This is a genomic window from Variovorax rhizosphaerae (assembly GCF_037889975.1).
In the GTDB taxonomy this organism is placed as follows: domain Bacteria; phylum Pseudomonadota; class Gammaproteobacteria; order Burkholderiales; family Burkholderiaceae_C; genus Variovorax; species Variovorax rhizosphaerae.
Genome location: NZ_JBBKZT010000011.1, coordinates 113,225 through 130,170, shown reverse-complemented (window position 1 = coordinate 130,170; position 16,946 = coordinate 113,225). Strand labels below are relative to the sequence as shown.

Annotated in this window: 18 protein-coding genes; 5 read left to right on the top strand and 13 right to left on the bottom strand. The window is 65.8% G+C overall.

The annotated features are described in order from the left end of the window. Positions 1-141: 141 nt before the first annotated feature. Positions 142-1,755, bottom strand: coding sequence for a transglycosylase SLT domain-containing protein (locus WKW82_RS23370; protein ID WP_340344734.1), 1,614 nt, complete (start codon positions 1,753-1,755; stop codon positions 142-144). Beyond that, on the bottom strand, positions 1,752-2,102 hold the full coding sequence (locus WKW82_RS23365) for an MBL fold metallo-hydrolase (RefSeq protein ID WP_340344733.1): 351 nt from the start codon (positions 2,100-2,102) through the stop codon (positions 1,752-1,754). The genes WKW82_RS23370 and WKW82_RS23365 overlap by 4 nt, the downstream gene beginning before the upstream one ends. A gap of 19 nt (positions 2,103-2,121) precedes the next feature. On the opposite strand from WKW82_RS23365, the gene WKW82_RS23360 reads away from it, so the two are divergent. Both WKW82_RS23360 and rnhA read left to right on the top strand, forming a co-directional pair. Next, positions 2,122-2,961: a class I SAM-dependent methyltransferase gene (locus tag WKW82_RS23360; protein ID WP_340344858.1), complete on the top strand. Its 840-nt coding sequence runs from the start codon at positions 2,122-2,124 to the stop codon at positions 2,959-2,961. A 26-nt stretch (positions 2,962-2,987) separates the two neighbouring features. After that, a complete protein-coding gene (rnhA, locus tag WKW82_RS23355) occupies positions 2,988-3,437 on the top strand; it encodes a ribonuclease HI (protein WP_340338121.1) in 450 nt (149 codons plus the stop codon). A gap of 225 nt (positions 3,438-3,662) precedes the next feature. Here rnhA and WKW82_RS23350 read toward each other — a convergent pair whose 3' ends face one another. The 8 genes from WKW82_RS23350 to WKW82_RS23315 form a co-directional block, all read right to left on the bottom strand. Further along, complete coding sequence (locus WKW82_RS23350) at positions 3,663-4,145, bottom strand: Crp/Fnr family transcriptional regulator (protein ID WP_340344732.1); 483 nt, start codon at positions 4,143-4,145, stop codon at positions 3,663-3,665. Positions 4,146-4,324: 179 nt separating this feature from the next. Further along, the gene (gene moeA / locus WKW82_RS23345) at positions 4,325-5,641 is read right to left on the bottom strand and encodes a molybdopterin molybdotransferase MoeA (RefSeq protein ID WP_340344731.1); all 1,317 of its coding nucleotides are present in this window, start codon (positions 5,639-5,641) and stop codon (positions 4,325-4,327) included. Continuing rightward, entirely contained in the window at positions 5,638-6,285 is a 648-nt protein-coding gene (gene mobA / locus WKW82_RS23340) for a molybdenum cofactor guanylyltransferase MobA (protein ID WP_340344730.1), read from the bottom strand. The genes moeA and mobA overlap by 4 nt, the downstream gene beginning before the upstream one ends. Positions 6,286-6,287: 2 nt before the next feature. Next, on the bottom strand, positions 6,288-7,412 hold the full coding sequence (moaA, locus tag WKW82_RS23335) for a GTP 3',8-cyclase MoaA (RefSeq protein ID WP_340344729.1): 1,125 nt from the start codon (positions 7,410-7,412) through the stop codon (positions 6,288-6,290). 129 nt (positions 7,413-7,541) lie between these two features. Next, on the bottom strand, positions 7,542-8,303 hold the full coding sequence (locus tag WKW82_RS23330) for an SDR family oxidoreductase (RefSeq protein ID WP_340344728.1): 762 nt from the start codon (positions 8,301-8,303) through the stop codon (positions 7,542-7,544). A 55-nt stretch (positions 8,304-8,358) separates the two neighbouring features. After that, complete coding sequence (locus tag WKW82_RS23325) at positions 8,359-9,792, bottom strand: aldehyde dehydrogenase family protein (RefSeq protein ID WP_340344727.1); 1,434 nt, start codon at positions 9,790-9,792, stop codon at positions 8,359-8,361. 25 nt (positions 9,793-9,817) lie between these two features. After that, a complete protein-coding gene (locus tag WKW82_RS23320; protein WP_340344726.1) occupies positions 9,818-10,288 on the bottom strand; it encodes a type II toxin-antitoxin system VapC family toxin in 471 nt (156 codons plus the stop codon). Further along, complete coding sequence (locus WKW82_RS23315) at positions 10,281-10,520, bottom strand: AbrB/MazE/SpoVT family DNA-binding domain-containing protein (RefSeq protein ID WP_340344725.1); 240 nt, start codon at positions 10,518-10,520, stop codon at positions 10,281-10,283. The genes WKW82_RS23320 and WKW82_RS23315 overlap by 8 nt, the downstream gene beginning before the upstream one ends. Before the next feature lie 183 nt (positions 10,521-10,703). Here WKW82_RS23315 and WKW82_RS23310 point away from each other — a divergent pair, with 183 nt between their 5' ends. Further along, positions 10,704-10,991, top strand: coding sequence for a hypothetical protein (locus tag WKW82_RS23310; RefSeq protein ID WP_340344724.1), 288 nt, complete (start codon positions 10,704-10,706; stop codon positions 10,989-10,991). Positions 10,992-10,996: 5 nt separating this feature from the next. Here the strand turns inward: WKW82_RS23310 and WKW82_RS23305 are convergent, their stop codons facing one another. Next, complete coding sequence (locus WKW82_RS23305; RefSeq protein ID WP_340344723.1) at positions 10,997-11,542, bottom strand: peroxiredoxin; 546 nt, start codon at positions 11,540-11,542, stop codon at positions 10,997-10,999. A 67-nt stretch (positions 11,543-11,609) separates the two neighbouring features. Between WKW82_RS23305 and WKW82_RS23300 the strand changes: the two genes are divergently transcribed. Further along, the gene (locus WKW82_RS23300; protein ID WP_340344722.1) at positions 11,610-13,154 is read left to right on the top strand and encodes a phospholipase D family protein; all 1,545 of its coding nucleotides are present in this window, start codon (positions 11,610-11,612) and stop codon (positions 13,152-13,154) included. Between the two features lie 131 nt (positions 13,155-13,285). Here WKW82_RS23300 and WKW82_RS23295 read toward each other — a convergent pair whose 3' ends face one another. Together WKW82_RS23295 and WKW82_RS23290 are read right to left on the bottom strand one after the other, a co-directional pair. Next, entirely contained in the window at positions 13,286-13,654 is a 369-nt protein-coding gene (locus tag WKW82_RS23295) for a nuclear transport factor 2 family protein (RefSeq protein ID WP_340344721.1), read from the bottom strand. 5 nt (positions 13,655-13,659) lie between these two features. Beyond that, positions 13,660-16,137 carry a sodium-translocating pyrophosphatase gene (locus tag WKW82_RS23290; RefSeq protein ID WP_340344720.1) on the bottom strand — a complete coding sequence of 826 codons (2,478 nt, stop codon included), beginning with the start codon at positions 16,135-16,137 and terminating at the stop codon, positions 13,660-13,662. A gap of 254 nt (positions 16,138-16,391) precedes the next feature. On the opposite strand from WKW82_RS23290, the gene ppa reads away from it, so the two are divergent. Continuing rightward, positions 16,392-16,925, top strand: a complete 534-nt coding sequence (gene ppa, locus WKW82_RS23285; protein WP_340344719.1) for an inorganic diphosphatase — start codon at positions 16,392-16,394, stop codon at positions 16,923-16,925. The last annotated feature ends 21 nt before the right edge of the window (positions 16,926-16,946 follow it).

The following is a 16,946-nucleotide window of genomic DNA, read 5'->3' as shown; positions in this document are numbered from 1 at the left end:
GGAGTAGCGAATACCGCGCGCCTTGTCGAAGGCTGCGCGTGTATGGCCCGCGCGGCTCGCCAAGGGGACCCGGTTCAAGCCGCCGGGAGGGCGCTGCGCGCCGCGGATGCGCGGCCCGCCGAAGGCTCGACCGGCATCTCCCTAATGCTTCTTCTTTGCCGGCGCGGCAACGACCTTGTCGCGCGCCGCTTGCTTGCCAGCCTCTCGCGGGGCGGCCGCCGGCTTGGCGGGACTGCGCGACGTGGCCTTGGCAGAAACTTGCACGACCTGCTTGCTGGGAACCGTGACCCTGACCGGAACCCCGCTTCGCTGAGAAGTGACGCGTACCGGAGCCGCACCGCTGCCGACACGGGCGATTGCCATGGTTCGCACCTGCACATAGACCACCACGCTGGCGCCGCGCGGGAACTTGTGGTTGGTGCGCACGTCGTTCCAGTCGGCCACATTGGCGGCACTCAGCCTGTAGCGACTGGCAATGCTGGCGGGAGTGTCATTGCGGCCGGCCCTGACGGTTGTGCGGCGCGTCACGATCTCCGGCTGGAAGCTTAGGTGACCGGTGTCGGCCACCACCGCGGCAACGTCCTCCTGCACCTTGGCCGAGCGCGGAACGATCAGCGTGGAGCCGGCCTTGATCAGCATGCGCGGCGGAACGTTGTTGATCGCGCGCAGGTCGGACTCGCTCATGCCAGCGCGCTGGGCTGCCTCGGAAACGGTCATCGTGGTGTCGACGGTCCAGGCCGTCCAACTGGCGTACTGGCCTTGCGAATAGGCCTCGAAGTTTCGCGTGAAGACGGCCGCGTTGTCCCATGGCAGCAGGATCTGCGGCGTGCCGGCGGCAAGGATGATCGGCTTGTGCGCGGCGGGGTTGAGCGCGCGGAAGTCCTCGATGCGCACGTCAGCCAGCTTGGCGGCCAATGCGACGTCGAGGTCGCGTGTCAATGTGACGGTCTGGAAGTAGGGGTGGTTGGGGATCACCGGCAGGTCGGTGTTGAAGGCCTGCGGGTTGGCCACGATGTTCTTCACGGCCTGCAGCTTGGGCACGTAGAGACGCGTCTCCGCCGGCATGTTGAGGTCGCTGTAGGTGGTGGGCAGTCCCAGCCTCTGGTTCTTGGCAATGGCGCGGCCCACGCTGCCTTCGCCCCAGTTGTAGGCGGCCAGCGCGAGTTGCCAGTCGCCGAACATGTTGTAGAGCTTCTGCAGGTAGTCGAGCGCGGCGCGGGTCGACGCGAGGACGTCGCGGCGGTCATCGCGGAAGATGTTCTGCTTGAGGGCGTAGTCGGTGCCGGTGGCCGGCATGAACTGCCACATGCCGGCGGCGCGCGCGCTGGACACGGCCTGGGGATTGAAGGCGCTTTCGATGTACGGCAACAGGGCCAGTTCTGTCGGCATGTCGCGCCGCTCGAGTTCCTCCACGATGTGGAAGATGTACTTGTTCGATCGCTCGGTCATGCGCTGGATATAGTCCGGCCGGCTGGCGTACCACTGCTCGCGCTCGTGAACCGCGTCGTTGTCGAGGTTCTGCATCTTGAAGCCGCGGCGGATGCGGTCCCACATGTCGGTGGGCGGCGCCAGGGGCGCGACGTTGAGCGCGCTGGCATTGCCGTTGGCGATGGGCTTCAGGGGTTCGCTCGGGAATACGGCGGTCGCACCGGTCGCGGCGGAAGAGCTGGTGGATTTGGCGGTTGGCGCAGTGCCGGTCGCGCAGCCCGCGAGCAGCAGGGTGCCTGCAATCCAGGCGGCTAGCAAAAATTTCATCGGAAGTCGGATTTCCATGGGTGCAGTGCGGTGTGGACCAGTGCGTCACTTGCCACGACAGAATGGGCGGCGTGGACGCGCATTGCTTCAGGGAGGATGGCTTCGCGGATGCGAAGAATGGGGTGGGTCTGGCGCATGGCGACTGGCCGCATGGGTCGAATGGCAACGCCATCGTCATGATCGGCGCAGCGGTGCGTGTCTAGAATCGCTGCCAGTTGCGGCTCGCCGCGCCCGAGTGTATCGAACGTCGGCTGGGCAGGGCCCGGGTCTACCTCCAGGGGATCGGGCCCGCGCTTCAGCATACAGGTGTAGTTGTCAGCCAAAGCGGGCAGCGGAACGAGGGTCATGAGCGGTCAAATTATAGGTTTGCAGGATTGGTTAGAGACCCCGCCCGGCCGCTATCTGCTGGCCTGGGAGCAACTGCAATTCGATCAGGCCGTCGCCGACATGTTCGGCTACCACGCGCTCCAGCTCGGATTCCCCGCCGTCGACGCCCTGCGGGCGAACCGCATGAGGCACCGCTGGCTGGCGCTGCCGCAAGTGCCGTTAGTGCCCGCAGGCCCGGGCAGCGCCGAACTCGCCCCGCACGGGGGTTTGAGTCGAGATGGCAAAGCCACATCGACTCAAGAGCGAGAAACGACTTCCGCGGCATTGTTCACGGACTTCGCCGCGCTGCCGTTTGCCGCCAACAGCATCGACCTGGTGCTCCTGCCACATGCGCTGGAGCTCAGTGAAGATCCGCATGCCACCTTGCGTGAGGTAGAGCGTGTGCTTGTGCCGGAGGGGCGCGTGGTGATCTGCGGCCTGAATCCGCACAGCCTGTGGGGATTCAGGCAGCGGCGTGCGCATTTGTGGCGCCGGCTGGGCTTGGGCGAACTGTTCCTGCCCGAGGCAGGCGAGTTCATCGCCTACCGGCGCATGCGAGACTGGCTGCGGCTGCTCAGCTTCGAGGTGGAATCGGGGCGCTTCGGCGCCTATCGGCCGGCGGTGCGCAGCGACGCCTGGCTTGAGCGCTATCGATGGTTCGACAAGGCGGGCGAGCGGTGGTGGCCGATCTTCGGTGCCGTGTACTTTCTGGTGGCGGTCAAGCGCGTGCGCGGGCTTCGGCTGTTGAGTGCCGATTGGCGCCGCGCCGCGGCCCGGGCGAATGCGCCGATGCCGGTCGCTGGCAAGGTGCACCGCGCACCGCCGCCGCCACGACCCTGATTTTTGAAGATGCAAGGACGAACGAGTTGAACGAGGTACAGATCTACACCGATGGCGCCTGCAAGGGCAATCCCGGCCCGGGCGGCTGGGGCGCATGGCTCAAGTCGGGCGCGACCGAAAAGGAGATTTTTGGCGGCGAACTGAACACCACCAACAATCGCATGGAACTCACGGCGGTCATCGAAGGCCTGGCGGCGCTGAAACGGCCTTGCAAGGTGGTGCTCTACCTCGACAGCCAGTATGTGCGCCAGGGCATCACCGAATGGGTGAAGGGCTGGAAGGCCAAGGGCTGGATGACGGCAGCCAAGCAGCCGGTGAAGAACGTCGAGTTGTGGAAACGGCTCGACAAGCTCGTGCAGGAAGGCGGCCACACCATCGAATGGCGTTGGGTCAAGGGCCATTCTGGCGACCCGGGCAACGAGCGGGCGGACTTGCTGGCCAACAAGGGGGTGGACAAGGCGCTCGGACGGATTTGACCCATCCCCGATGGCCCTGCGGTGCCCGGACGGCCGCCAGCCGCCGCTGCTCTTGCGGTTCGTCCAAGCCTGCGCAGGCAGGCTTGGAGCCGCGGCCCTCAGGCCCTCCAGGGGGCGCACCCAGCGGCCCGGCAAGCCGGTTCCGCGGGTGCCCAAGCACAGGCGTTGCTGCCCTCGGGCCGCCCTGATCAAGACCCCCGAACGTGCCGCGCGCAGACAGTGAATCTACAGATGCTTTGGCGGCGGCAGCACCTCGCCCATGCGGGCTCGCAGCAACAGGTCGTCGACGATGCGAAGTCGGCGGCTCAGTTCACGGCCGATGTTCATCTGGATGAGCGCGAACTGGGCCGTGTTGTGCTCGTACAGCCGATAGAGGTTCGCGGGCGTCAGTGCCACCGCACTGCAGGGCGCATCGGCGCGCACGGAGGCGCTGCGCGGTGACAGGTCGAGCAGTGACATTTCGCCAAAGCAGTCGCCCTGCTTCAAGCGATGCAGCAACAGGCTTCGGCCCTTCCAACTCTTGTAGATGGTGACGCGGCCGGCCTCCAGCACGAACATGCCATGGGGCGAGTCACCTTCCTGGAAGAAGAAGTCGCCGGCGGGGACTTCGACGGTGGGCGCGGGCGCCAACAGGAACTCCAGCGTGTCCTCGCTGATGCCGCCGAAGATCGGCATTTGCTGCAGCAACTCGATGCGGGCGGCCAGCATGCCTAAGGCCTGTTCTTGCCAATGACGGAGATCGCCAATCGGAAGGGAAGGGATGTCGAGGCGGCGCACTCCACGTTGCACGACTTGCGAGTGCCATTGCGCACACTGCGTCGCGCGTCTTGATTTGTCCACTCTGTCATGTCTTTGCGAGTCCGTCAGTAGTGTGAACAAGGCCCTGGCTAGATGACGCCGTCGAACATCATCACGTCGACCTCGTCACCGGGCGAAACACTGTCTTGTGCGTGGTGCAGCACAACCAGGCCGTTGCCCTCGACCATCGAACTCAAGACGCCCGATCCCTGGTTGCCGGCGATGCGGACCTCGGGCAATGTGCCGGGCGTGCAGGTGACCCGGCCGCGTTGGTACTCGGTGCGGCCGGGCTTCTTGCGGATCGAACCCGCGCTGCGTGCCCGAAGCATGGGCGGCGGCGCAGCATTGGACGCGTTGCAGCCCATGAGCCGAAGGAGGGCGGGGCGCACAAAGGCGAGGAAGGTGACCATGACGGCGACGGGATTGCCGGGCAGGCCGAACAGCACCGTCGCGCCGGATTCATCAGCGGCGCCGGGCGTCCTGGGAATCAGTCCGACGGCCATGGGCCGGCCCGGCCGCATCGCGACGCGCCAGAAGGCCATGTCGCCCAGTTGCCGCATCACGGCACGCGTGTGGTCGGCCTCGCCGACGCTGACGCCGCCGCTGGTGATGATGGCGTCGGCCTTGTTGGCCGCATCGGACAGCGCGGAGGCGAGCGCAGCCGGGTCGTCCCGCACCATGCCGAGGTCGACCACTTCGCAACCCAGGCGCGTGAGCAGGCCGAAAACCGTGTAGCTGTTGCTGTCGTAGACGGCGCCTTCGCGTGGAGGCTCGCCCAGGCTGAGGATTTCGTCGCCGGTCGAGAAGTACGCGACGCGGAGGCGGCGGAAGACGCAGGCTTCGGCCTGCCCGAGGCTGGCCAGCAGGCCCAGCGCCGCCGGCATGAGGCGCTCGCCTTGCAGGAGCGCGGGGCGGCCCTGCTTCAGGTCTTCGCCAGCGAAGCGGCGGTTGTCGCCGCGGCGCAGTGCATTGGCGGGGAAGCGGACGGCGTCGCCATCGACGGTGCAGAACTCCTGCGGCACGACGGTGTCGAAACCGGCCGGCATCACCGCGCCGGTCATGATCTTGAGCGCGTCGCCCCGGGTCAACGTGCCACGCCAGGCGGCGCCCGCGAGCGCGGTGCCAGCCACGCGCAGGCTGACGAATTCGGACGAAGACGCGTCCAGCACGGAGCCATCGAATGCGAAGCCGTCCATGGCCGAGTTGTCGTGCGGCGGCACGTCGAAGGGCGAGATCACGTCCTCGGCCAGCACGCGGCCCAGGGCCTGGAACAGGGGCACGGGCTCCCGGGCGCGCAGGATGGCGGGTTCGACGAGGCTGGCGAGAAAGGCCTGCACGCCGTCCACGCTCAGTGCCTTCGGGTCATAGCCGGCCAGCGCGGCCGCGATATCGGCGACGCGGCTCATCGGTTGCGGTGGGTTTCCAGCGCCGCGAGTTCAGCCAGCGTGTTGGCGTTGAAGAAGGCGTCGGGCGCATCGCCTTCGCGGTCGAAGGGCACGAGAACGGTGCGGTGCTGCGCGGTCCATGCATCGATCTTGCGGCCACCGGACTGCGTGAAGCGCACCAGGCTTTCGAGCAATGTCGTTGGAAGCAGGCAGAACACGGGCTGCGCGCGCAGGATCGCAGGACCGCCGTTGTCCTGGGGTTCCGGCGCGCTGACCATGGCGATCTCCGCGTCGGCCTCGACGAGCGCATCGGCCAGGCGCCTGGCCAGGTCGGGCGGGAACAGGGGCGTATCGCACGGGACCGTCAGGAGCCACGGGGTCTCGCAACGCTCCAGTCCGGTCAGGAAGCCGGCCAATGGCCCGGCATAGTCGGCCAGCCCGTCGGGCCAGACCGGGACGCCGAACGATTCATAGGCCGAGAGATTGCGATTGGCGTTCACCATCATCTCGCCGACCTGCGCGCCGAGGCGCAGCACTGCATGCAAGGCCAGCGGCGTGCCGTTGAACTTCTGCAAGCCCTTGTCGACGCCGCCCATGCGGGAGCCGCGACCGCCGGCAAGGACGAGGCCGGTGATGTCCGAGACGGGGATTGGGCTGTCGCGCATCGTCAGCCGCCGATGTAGCTCATCTCGACACGCCGCGCCGCACCGGCGTCGGTGCCCTGCTCAGGATCGCGCATCGCGCGCAGTTCGGAGTAGCGGTCGGCGCGGCCCTGCCAGATGTGGCCGATCGCCGAGAGCACTTGCGTGTCGTCCGCACCGCCGCGCAACAGCGGGCGCAGGTCGTGGCCGTGGCTCGCGAACAGGCAGGTGTACAGCTGGCCCTCGGTCGACAGGCGCGCGCGGCTGCAGTCGTGGCAGAAGGCTTGCGTGACGCTGCTGATCACGCCGATCTCGCCGCCGCCATCGGCATAGGCCCAGCGCTGGGCGGTTTCGCCCGGTGCACTGGCTTCGAGGGGCCGCAAGGGGAACTCCCTGGCGATCAGCGCGACGACCTCGGCCGATGGCATCACTTCGTCCATGCGCCAGCCGTTGGTGGCGCCCACGTCCATGTATTCGATGAAGCGCAGCACCACGCCGGTGTGGCGGAAGTGACGCGCCATCGGCAGGATCTCCTGCTCGTTGGTGCCGCGCTTGACCACCATGTTGACCTTGATCGGCCCGAGCCCGGCGGCATGCGCCGCATCGATGCCCGCCAGCACATCGGCGACCGGAAAATCGACATCGTTCATGTGGCGAAAGACCGTGTCATCGAGGCCGTCCAGGCTCACCGTGACGCGCTGCAACCCGGCGACCTTCAGGGCAGAGGCCTTGCGCGTGAGCAGGGAACCGTTGGTAGTGAGAGTGAGATCCAGCGGCGCGCCATCCACGGTGCGCAATTGCGCGAGTTGTTCGACCAGCACCTCGATATTCTTGCGCAGCAACGGCTCGCCGCCCGTCAGGCGGATCTTGCGCACGCCGTGCGCGGTGAACAGGCGCGCCAGCCGTGTGATTTCCTCGAAGCTCAGCAAGGCCGAATGCGGCAGGTACTTGTAGTCCTTGTCAAAGACTTCCTTCGGCATGCAGTAGCTGCAGCGAAAGTTGCAGCGGTCCGTGACGCTGATGCGCAAGTCGGTCAGCGGTCTTCCGAGCTGGTCTTCGAGGTGCCCGATGGCCGGAACCCGCGCCTGCGGAACGTCTGCGACACGGCGTGCGCGGCCAATTTCGGAGACGGGGATGACTTTGCTGTTCATGGGGGAGGTCAATTTACTCCATCGCTTCGGCTTGGGGCTTGTACTTGAGGCGACTTGACCACGGCTGCGTAAACCATGACGTGGCCGCGGACTCGTCGGAGCTTCGCATTCCGCGGCGATGCGGCCGCTTCAAACGCAGCGCGCGCCGTCCACCTCGATGCACACCCCGCTGATGAACGCGGCCTCGTCGCTCGCCAGGTACAGCGCGGCGTTGGCCACGTCGAGCGCTGTCGAGAAGCGCCCGAGCGGAATGGTGGCGAGGAACTTGGCCTTGCGCTCATCCGTCACCGGGCCGCCGGCGAACTCGGCGGCCAGGCCGGTGTCGGGGTTGAACACCGGGTTGATGCAGTTGACGCGGATGTTGTCCGGCCCGAGTTCGGCGGCCAGCGACTTGCTGGTGGTGATGACCGCGCCCTTGGAGCCGTTGTACCAACTCAGGCCGGGGCGCGGGCGCACGCCGGCCGTCGACGCGATGTTGATGAAGACGCCGCCGCCGTTGGCGCGGAACGCCGGCACGGCGTGGATCGTCGAGAGGTAGATGCTTTTCACGTTGACCGAGAAACAGCGGTCGAACTCATCCTCGCTGACCTCCAGGGCAGGGCGGTTGCGATGCGTCCAGCCGGCGTTGTTGACCATGACGTCGAGCTTGCCGTGGCGTTCGACGGCGGCAGCGACCAGCGCCTGCATGTCCGCGGTCTTCGTGACGTCGGCCGCGAAGAAGGAGGCCCGTCCGCCGTCGCGCAGGATCGCCTCGACCACTTGCTGGCCAGCGGGCGCATTGACGTCGTTGACGATGACTTGCGCACCCTCGGCCGCCAGCCGCTTTGCGATGCCTTCGCCGATGCCGCCGCCCGAGCCGGTGACGATGATGGATTTGCCCTTGACGCGCATGAAGTCTCCTGGAGTTGTCTTGAATCGATTCTTGAAATTTTCAGATGCCCGTGCTTCAGCCGTGCCGCACCGCAACGGTCTTGAGCGTGGTGAATCCGAACAGCGCCTCGAAGCCCTTCTCGCGCCCATAGCCAGAGGACTTCACCCCGCCAAAGGGCAGTTCCACGCCGCCGCCGGCGCCGTAGTTGTTGATGAACACCTGGCCACTGCGCACGCGCTTGGCCATGCGGAACTGGCGCGCGCCATTGGCCGTCCAGATGCCGGCAACCAAGCCGAACTGTGTGGCGTTGGCCTGCGCGACGGCCTGGTCCTCGTCGTCGAAGGCCATCGCAGCCAGCACCGGGCCGAACACCTCTTCCTGCGCCAGCCGGTGCGTCACCGGCACGTCCCGCAGCAGCGTGGGCGCCTGGTAGAAGCCGCTGTCGGGCGCCTCGTCGACGATCACACCCTGGGCCACCATCGGGATGCCGGCATGCTGCGCGTCACTCAGGAAGTCCCAGACGCGTTGCTGTTGCGATTGCCGGATCAGCGGGCCGACATCGAGATCCATCGCCGCAGGGCCGACCCGCAGCGCTTCAAATGCGTGGCCAAGCCGTTCGAGCAGGGGCTCGTAGATGCTGCGCTCGATCAGCACGCGCGAACCGGCCGAGCAGGTCTGCCCCGCGTTCTGCACGATGGCGTTGATCAGTACCGGAATGGCCGCGGCAAGGTCCGCGTCCGCAAAGATGATCTGCGGGCTCTTGCCGCCCAGTTCCAGCGTTACAGGGCAATGCCGTTCGGCCGCGACTTGCTGGATCAGCGTGCCGACCTTCGGGCTGCCGGTGAAGCTGATGTGGTCGATGCCGGGATGCCGCGCCAGCGCATCGCCCACCTCATGGCCGTAGCCCGTCACGATGTTGATCGCGCCGGGAGGAAATCCGACCTCGGCAGCCAGTTGGGCCACACGGATCAAGGACAGGCACGCGTCCTCCGCTGGCTTGACCACGCAGACATTGCCCGCCGCCAGCGCGCCGCCCACGCTGCGGCCGAAGATCTGCATCGGGTAGTTCCACGGAATGACATGGCCGGTGACGCCATGCGGTTCGCGCCAGGTGAAGACGCTGTAGCCGTCCTGGTAGGGAATGGTCTCGCCATGGAGCTTGTCGCAGGCGCCGGCATAGAACTCGAAGTAGCGCACCAGCGCCAGCGCATCGGCCCGCGCCTGCTTCACCGGCTTGCCGCAGTCGCGTTGTTCGAGCAGTGCCAACTCATCGGTGTGCTCGGCGATCTTCTGCGACAACTTGTAGAGCAACCGGCCGCGCTCCGCCGCGCTGACCTTCTGCCAGACGTTGTCGAAGCAGTCGCGCGCCGCGCCGACCGCGTCATCGATGTCGGCCGCGTTGCTGCGCTGCAGCTCGTCGAAGGCCTGGCCGTCGGACGGGTCCAGGACAGGCAGCGTGCGGCCGGAGGCGGAGACGACGCTCGTGTTGGCGATGTAGTTGAGTTGCATGGTGGAGGAGAAATTGGCGCGTCGGTCAGGGCGAGATGACGTCGAGTCTCGGGTAGTAATTGCGATAGCGCTTGGCATCGCGGGTCAGCAAGCGTAGCCCGTTTACCAGGGCGTGCGCACCGATGTAGAAATCCGGCAGCGGCGAGCGCGCCCGGCCCGTTCCTGCGCCCGGCGCGCTGCGATAGGCGCGAAACGCCTGGCCGGCCAAGAAGGCTGCATCCCACGGCAGCGGTTCGCGCTTGAGTGGAAGGCCAGCGAGGGCGTCTTCCAGGTCGGAGGCGCGTTCGAACCGGGGGCTGAGTTCCGCCAGGATCAGCGGATTGATGACGAGCGCGGCTTGCTGGCCGAGGCGGTCGAGTTGGTCGAGCGACCACTCGGCCCATTGGGGATCGTCGGCCAGCACGTCGATCAGCACATTGCTGTCGACCAGCGTGGCCGATGATCGGGTGAGATAGCGCGCGTCGGCCTCGGCGGCCCGCGAAGCACGACTAGCCACGCAGGAAGCGCATGAACTCGTCGGTACCCATGCCCTTGAATTGCGCCGCGGTGGCGGAACCGCGCACGCGCTGGAAGGCAGTGCGCACGGACGAAACGGCGGCAGGCGCCCGTCGCAAGACGACGTCGCCGTTGGCACGCACTTCAAACTCCACCTCGCTGTGTGGATGCAGGCCAGCCTGCTCTCGCACGGCCTGCGGGATCGTGACCTGTCCCTTGCTCGTGATTTTCATGGTTTCCCTGATTCTTACTGATAGAAGTAAGAATCTTACGGCTCACGCCGATGCTCGGCAAGCTTTCAACCGCTCGGGGGCATCCGCCTTTTACCTACAGCCGGAGCGGGGCTCTTGCACACAGAATGAGCGATGCGAATTCACCTCGGTCTCTTAGTCTGCCTTGCAGCCGCATGCAGCAGCGTGCTCGCGGATGAAATCAAGCTCCCGGTCGAGAGCGGCGACAAGGGCGCCGTCTACGTCAGCCCCAACGTGAACTCCACCGAAGAGTCGGTCAACACCAAGGGCGCGACGGTGGGCGTGGAGCGCCCCGACGGCAGCAAGACCTTCGGCGGCATGGACACCTCGGGAGAGAAGCCGACCTATTCGGCGGGGGCGGAGACGGGTGGCAAGACCTCGTTCTCTGTCGAGGCCCATTCGGATGGAAAGAGCAACGCCGGCGCCAAGGCCGGCGTGAAGATCAAGTACTGAACAAGTTACTTCTTGATCTGCCGCACCGCGTCCAGCATCTTCTCGACGTGCTTGGCGGGATTCAGGCTCTGGTAGTAGGTCACGACCTTGCCGTTCGGCGCGATCACATACGAGATGCGGTTCGCATACTCCGGCCGCGTCTGCATGACCGCGTCGAAAGACTGGGTGATGCTCCGGCTCGCGTCCGAAGCCACCGGGAACTTGCCTTGGCAGGCCTGAGTGGAGAATTTCGACAGCGTCTCCATGTCGTCGGTCGACACACCGATCACCGACGCATTCAGCGCGGAAAACTGCTCCATCGCATCGGCAAAGGCATGGGCCTCGATCGAGCAGCCCACCGAGAACGCGGCCGGAAAGAAATAGAGCACCACGGGCCCCTTGGTCAGCGCTTCCTGCAGCGAGTAGGTGAAGGGCTTGCCCGCCATTGCGGCCGGCGCGGTGAACGACGTCACCTTCTGCCCCACATCCAGTGCACCGACGGCTGGCGTGGCAAACCCGATTGCGAGCATCATCGGCACCCAGGCAAGCAACCGGTCGAATCGCAACGTCATGGTCAATTCCTTCAGGCAGATGGGCGCCATCATATTTCGCCTCTTTTTGCGCCGCAGGCTCGGAGGCATGCTGGCCTTGGGCATGGCCGGGCTTCTCGCGGCCTGCGGTGCGCTGCCGATGCGCAGCGCGACGCCGCAGGCCGCCGCGCTCGCGCCCAGCCCCGACACGGCGCTGGCAAAAATCGTGGCCGCATCCACGCCGCCGGGCGAGCACTCCGGCTTCCGGTTGATGCCGCTGGGCGTCTATTCGCTCGACGCGCGCATCCAGCTCGCCCGGCGCGCGCAGCGTTCGCTGGACCTGCAGTACTACGTGCTCGAGAACGACGGCGCCGGCGGCTTGCTGTTGCGCTCGCTCAAGGAGGCCGCCTTGCGCGGCGTTCGCGTGAGGCTGCTGATCGATGACCTCTACACGGCGCACACGGACCAGTTGCTGCTGGCCCTGTCGACCACGCCGAATATCGAGGTGCGGCTGTTCAACCCGTTTTGCTGCGCGAGGGGCAGCCTGGCGGGCCGGTTCGCCGCCTCGGCATCCGACATCCCGCGGCTGAACCACCGTATGCACAACAAGCTCTTCATTGCCGATGGCGTAATGGCAGTGGCCGGCGGACGCAACATCGCTGACGAATATTTCGTGCTCAACGATGCGACCAACTTCGTCGACATGGATGCGCTCATGGTCGGCAAGGTCGTCCCGCAACTCGAAGGGATCTACGACACGTATTGGAACAGCGACGTGGTCTACCCGATCACGGACATCGTCAAGCCGCAGCGGGGCCGCACGGCGATGATCGAGGACTTCGACCAGCGCGTCGGCATGCGTGCGCGGCCGCCCAAGATCGTGCTGCCTTCGACGGACGTGTTGGGCTACGGCCCGATCGGCGAAGAGCTCGATGCTGGTCGGATCGGGCTGCTGTGGGGGCCCGCCAATGCGGTCGCCGACCCGCCCACCAAGCTGCGCTACATGTCGGATGACGAGGCACTGGCCACCAGCGTCACGATGCGCTTCTGGTCGCAACTGCTCATCGCCGAAAACGAAGTGCAACTGACCTCGCCCTACCTGGTGCCGGGGGAGAAGGGCATGGAAGCCTTCGGGGCGCTGCGCAAGCGCGACGTGAGCGTGACGCTGCTGACCAACTCGCTCGCAGCCAACGATGAACCCCTGGTGCACAGCGGCTATGCGCGTTACCGTGAACGGCTGCTGGAATCGGGCTGCGACCTTTATGAACTGAGTCCGGCGCGCACCACCAAGAACCAGCGCCTCGACATGTTCGGCAAGTCGCTCGGCCGCCTGCATGCGAAGACTGCGGTGGTCGACAAGCGCAAGCTGTTCATCGGCTCCGTCAACCTGGATCCGCGCTCGGCCACGGACAACACCGAGCTCGGCATCATGGTCGACAGTCCGCAGTTGGCGCGCGAACTGCTGCGCATCATCAACATCAGCAAGTTGGAAAGCGCCTACCGCCTGCGATGGGTGACCAACAAGCGCACCATCGAATGGCTGACGATGGACGAGGACAAGGAGGTGGTCCTGACCTACGAGCCGGAATCGACCTGGCTGCAGCGCCTCAAGAACAACTTGCTGGGGCCGCTGGTGCCGGAGGCCTTGTTGTAGGGCTCGGAAGGCATCAAGATTTCGTAGCGAGGGCGCCAGCCGGGAGGCCGTTTTGCGGAGCGGAACCGCACTCTCGTGCTGTGAGCATCACAGGCCCGAGATCGGTGACCGCAGTAGAAATATTCATGCCTTCAGCGCGGCCGCATCTGCGCCGGGTCGTAGAAGAATTCTTCCTCGGCGATCCGGTCGCCTTCCCAGCGCTGCCAGGCGAGCTCCTCGATGTGCATGCTGCGCCCATCCTTGCCGGTGAAGTCGAAGGTCCAGCGGATGACCACGTGGTCGCCATTCACCAGCGCCGGTCGCACGCACCTCGACACCACCGACGCCGTGCGCGCGAGCACTGCGGTCTCGTTCGCCACCAGCGCAGGTCGGCCGCGTCGCGGCTCGGACTGGTTCTCGCGCATGCTGGCGTTCTGGGTGTAGTAGTCCTCGATGGCCTTCACATGGTCGCCGCCTTCGACGGCGGCGATGAAGGCCTCGAGCCTCTCGGCGCTCGGCACGTCGGTCAGGACTTGATCTTGACCTCGACGCGCCGTGCCTCGGAGGCCGGCCCATCGGCTTGCGCCTGCTCGGGCTTGGCCAACTCGACCTTGTCGGCCGGCGCACCGGCTGCCTTCAGAGCCGCGGCAACAGCCTCTGCGCGCTGCTTGGCCAACTCGGCGTTCTTGGCCGGGTCGCCGCTCGCGTCGTGGTAGCCGCTCACCAGCGCGATGTTGCCGGCTTGCACCGCCTTCACCACGTCGGCCAGCGACTCCTTCGCATTCGGTGCGATGTCATTGCTGCCGGTCGCAAAGTAGAACTTCACGACGCCGTTCTCGATCTTCACCATCGCGCTTTCGCCACTCGCAGATGCGGCCGGGCCAGGCGCCGGAGCCGGTGCCGCGACCGGCGGCGGCGAGACCGGCGCGCCCGTTGCCTTCACGCCATGGAACTGCACCACCAGCGGCACGATCAGCAGCGCCACGATGTTGATGATCTTGATCAGCGGGTTGACGGCGGGGCCGGCCGTGTCCTTGTAGGGGTCGCCCACGGTGTCGCCGGTGACGGCGGCCTTGTGCGCCTCGCTGCCCTTGCCGCCGTGGTGGCCGTCCTCGATGTACTTCTTCGCGTTGTCCCATGCGCCGCCGCCGGTGCACATGCTGATGGCAACGAACAGGCCCGTCACGATCGTGCCCATCAGCAAGCCGCCCAGCGCCTTCGGTCCCAGCACAAGGCCGACCACGATCGGCACCACCACCGGCAGCAGCGACGGAATCATCATTTCCTTGATCGCCGCGCCTGTCAGCATGCCCACCGCCTTGCCGTACTCGGGCTTGCCGGTGCCTTCCATGATGCCGGGGATGTCGCGGAACTGGCGGCGCACTTCCTCCACCACCGCACCGGCCGCACGGCCCACGGCTTCCATCGCCATCGCGCCGAAGAGGTAGGGGATCAGCCCGCCGATGAACAGCCCGACGATCACCATCGGGTCGCTCAGGTTGAAGTCGATCGCCTGGCCGAAGCCTTCCAGCTTGTGGGTGTAGTCGGCGAACAGCACCAGCGATGCGAGGCCGGCCGAGCCGATGGCATAGCCCTTGGTCACTGCCTTGGTCGTGTTGCCGACCGCGTCCAGCGGATCGGTCACGGCGCGCACGCTGTCGGGCAGTTCGCTCATCTCGGCAATGCCACCGGCGTTGTCGGTGATGGGGCCGTAGGCATCGAGCGCGACCACGATGCCGGCCATGCTGAGCATCGACGTCGCAGCGACTGCAATACCGAACAAGCCGGCCAGCGAATACGACGCCAGGATCGCGATGCAGACGAAGATCACCGGCCATGCCGTCGAACGCATCGACACGCCCAGGCCCGCGATGATGTTGGTGCCGTGACCCGTGGTCGAGGCCTGCGCGATGTGCTGCACCGGCTTGTATTGCGTGCCGGTGTAGTACTCGGTGATCCACACCAGGGCGGCCGTCAGCGCCAGGCCCACGAAGCACGCGCCGAACAGCTTGAGTTGGCTGCCGCTCGCGGCAATCGCGTTGTCCGGAATGAGCCAGCTCGTCACGAACCAGAACGCGATCAGCGACAGCACACCCGCCACCGCCAGGCCCTTGTAGAGCGCCGGCATCACGTTGACCATGCCCGGCGATGCCTTCACGAAGAAGCAGCCGATGATCGACGCGATGATCGACACGCCGCCCAGCGCCAGCGGATACATCACTGCGTTGACCGGCGCTGCCGTCACCATCAGTGCGCCGAGCACCATGGTCGCGATCAGCGTCACCGCATAGGTCTCGAACAGGTCGGCCGCCATGCCGGCGCAGTCGCCGACGTTATCGCCCACGTTGTCCGCAATCACCGCCGGGTTGCGTGGATCGTCTTCCGGAATGCCGGCTTCCACCTTGCCCACCAGGTCGGCGCCCACGTCGGCGCCCTTGGTGAAGATGCCGCCGCCCAGCCGCGCGAAGATCGAGATCAGCGACGAGCCGAAGGCAAAGCCGATCAACGGATTGAGCACGTGCGACAGTGCCTTGCTGTCCGTCTGGCTGGCGCCACCGAGGAACCAGAAGAAGCCTGCGACACCCAGCAAGCCGAGCCCGACCACCAGCATGCCGGTGATCGCGCCGCCCCTGAAGGCCACATCCAGCGCCGGCCCGATGCCCTTGGTGGCAGCCTGCGCCGTGCGCACGTTGGCCCGTACCGACACGTTCATGCCGATGAAGCCGCATGCGCCCGAGAGCACCGCGCCGATGATGAAGCCGACGGCCGTGGTGAAGTCGAGGAAGACGGCGATGAGCACCGCCAGGACCACGCCAACGATGGCGATGGTCGTGTATTGCTTCGCAAGGTAAGCCGACGCGCCCTGCTGGATCGCCGCTGCGATTTCCTGCATTCGCGCGTTGCCGGCATCCTTCGCGAGGATCCAACTGCGGGCCCAGAAGCCATAGGCTACGGCCACAAGGCCGCAGACGATGGCAAGTATCAGGGGGGTGTTGCCGATCATGCTTTGCTTTCTCCAGGAGTTCATTGGGACTGGTGGAGACGGATAGCAGTAACCCTGCGCGCAACGCGTACGGGTCTGAGCTTCCGCCGCGTTGCTTCCTCGAAGCCTCCGGTACAAAACCGGAGACCGATTGGCCAACAGGTCCAATTTAACAGTGAAAAGTCACAATCCGTATGACTTGGCAATGACGCGCGTCTTAAACTTCGGGTTTGTCCGAGTCGCTCGCTGTTTCCTTCAATCAACTTATAAAAGACATGTCATTCGATAAAGTTTCTCCAGGAAAGAACCTCCCAGACGCCTTCAACGTGGTCATCGAGATCCCGATGAACGCCGATCCCGTGAAGTACGAAGTGGACAAGGAATCGGGCGCGATCTACGTGGACCGTTTCATGACCACGTCCATGCACTATCCGGCCAACTATGGCTATGTCCCGCAGACCTTGAGCGGCGACGGCGACCCGGTCGACGTGCTGGTGATCGCTCCCTATGCGCTGCCGCCCGGCGTGGTCTGCCCCTGCCGCCCCCTGGGCATCCTGATGATGGAAGACGAAGCCGGCGTCGACGGCAAGGTGCTGGCCGTGCCCACCGACAAGGTGCTGCCGATCTACAGCCACTGGAAGTCGATCGACGACGTCAACTCGATGCGCCTGAAGACCATCTCCCACTTCTTCGAGCACTACAAGGACCTGGAAGCCGGCAAGTGGGTCAAGATCCTTGGCTGGAAGGGTCTGGACGAAGCCCGCAAGGAAATCCTGGACGGCGTGGCCGCGTACAAGTCCAAGGGCTGATCCTTATCTTGCCGATGGCCA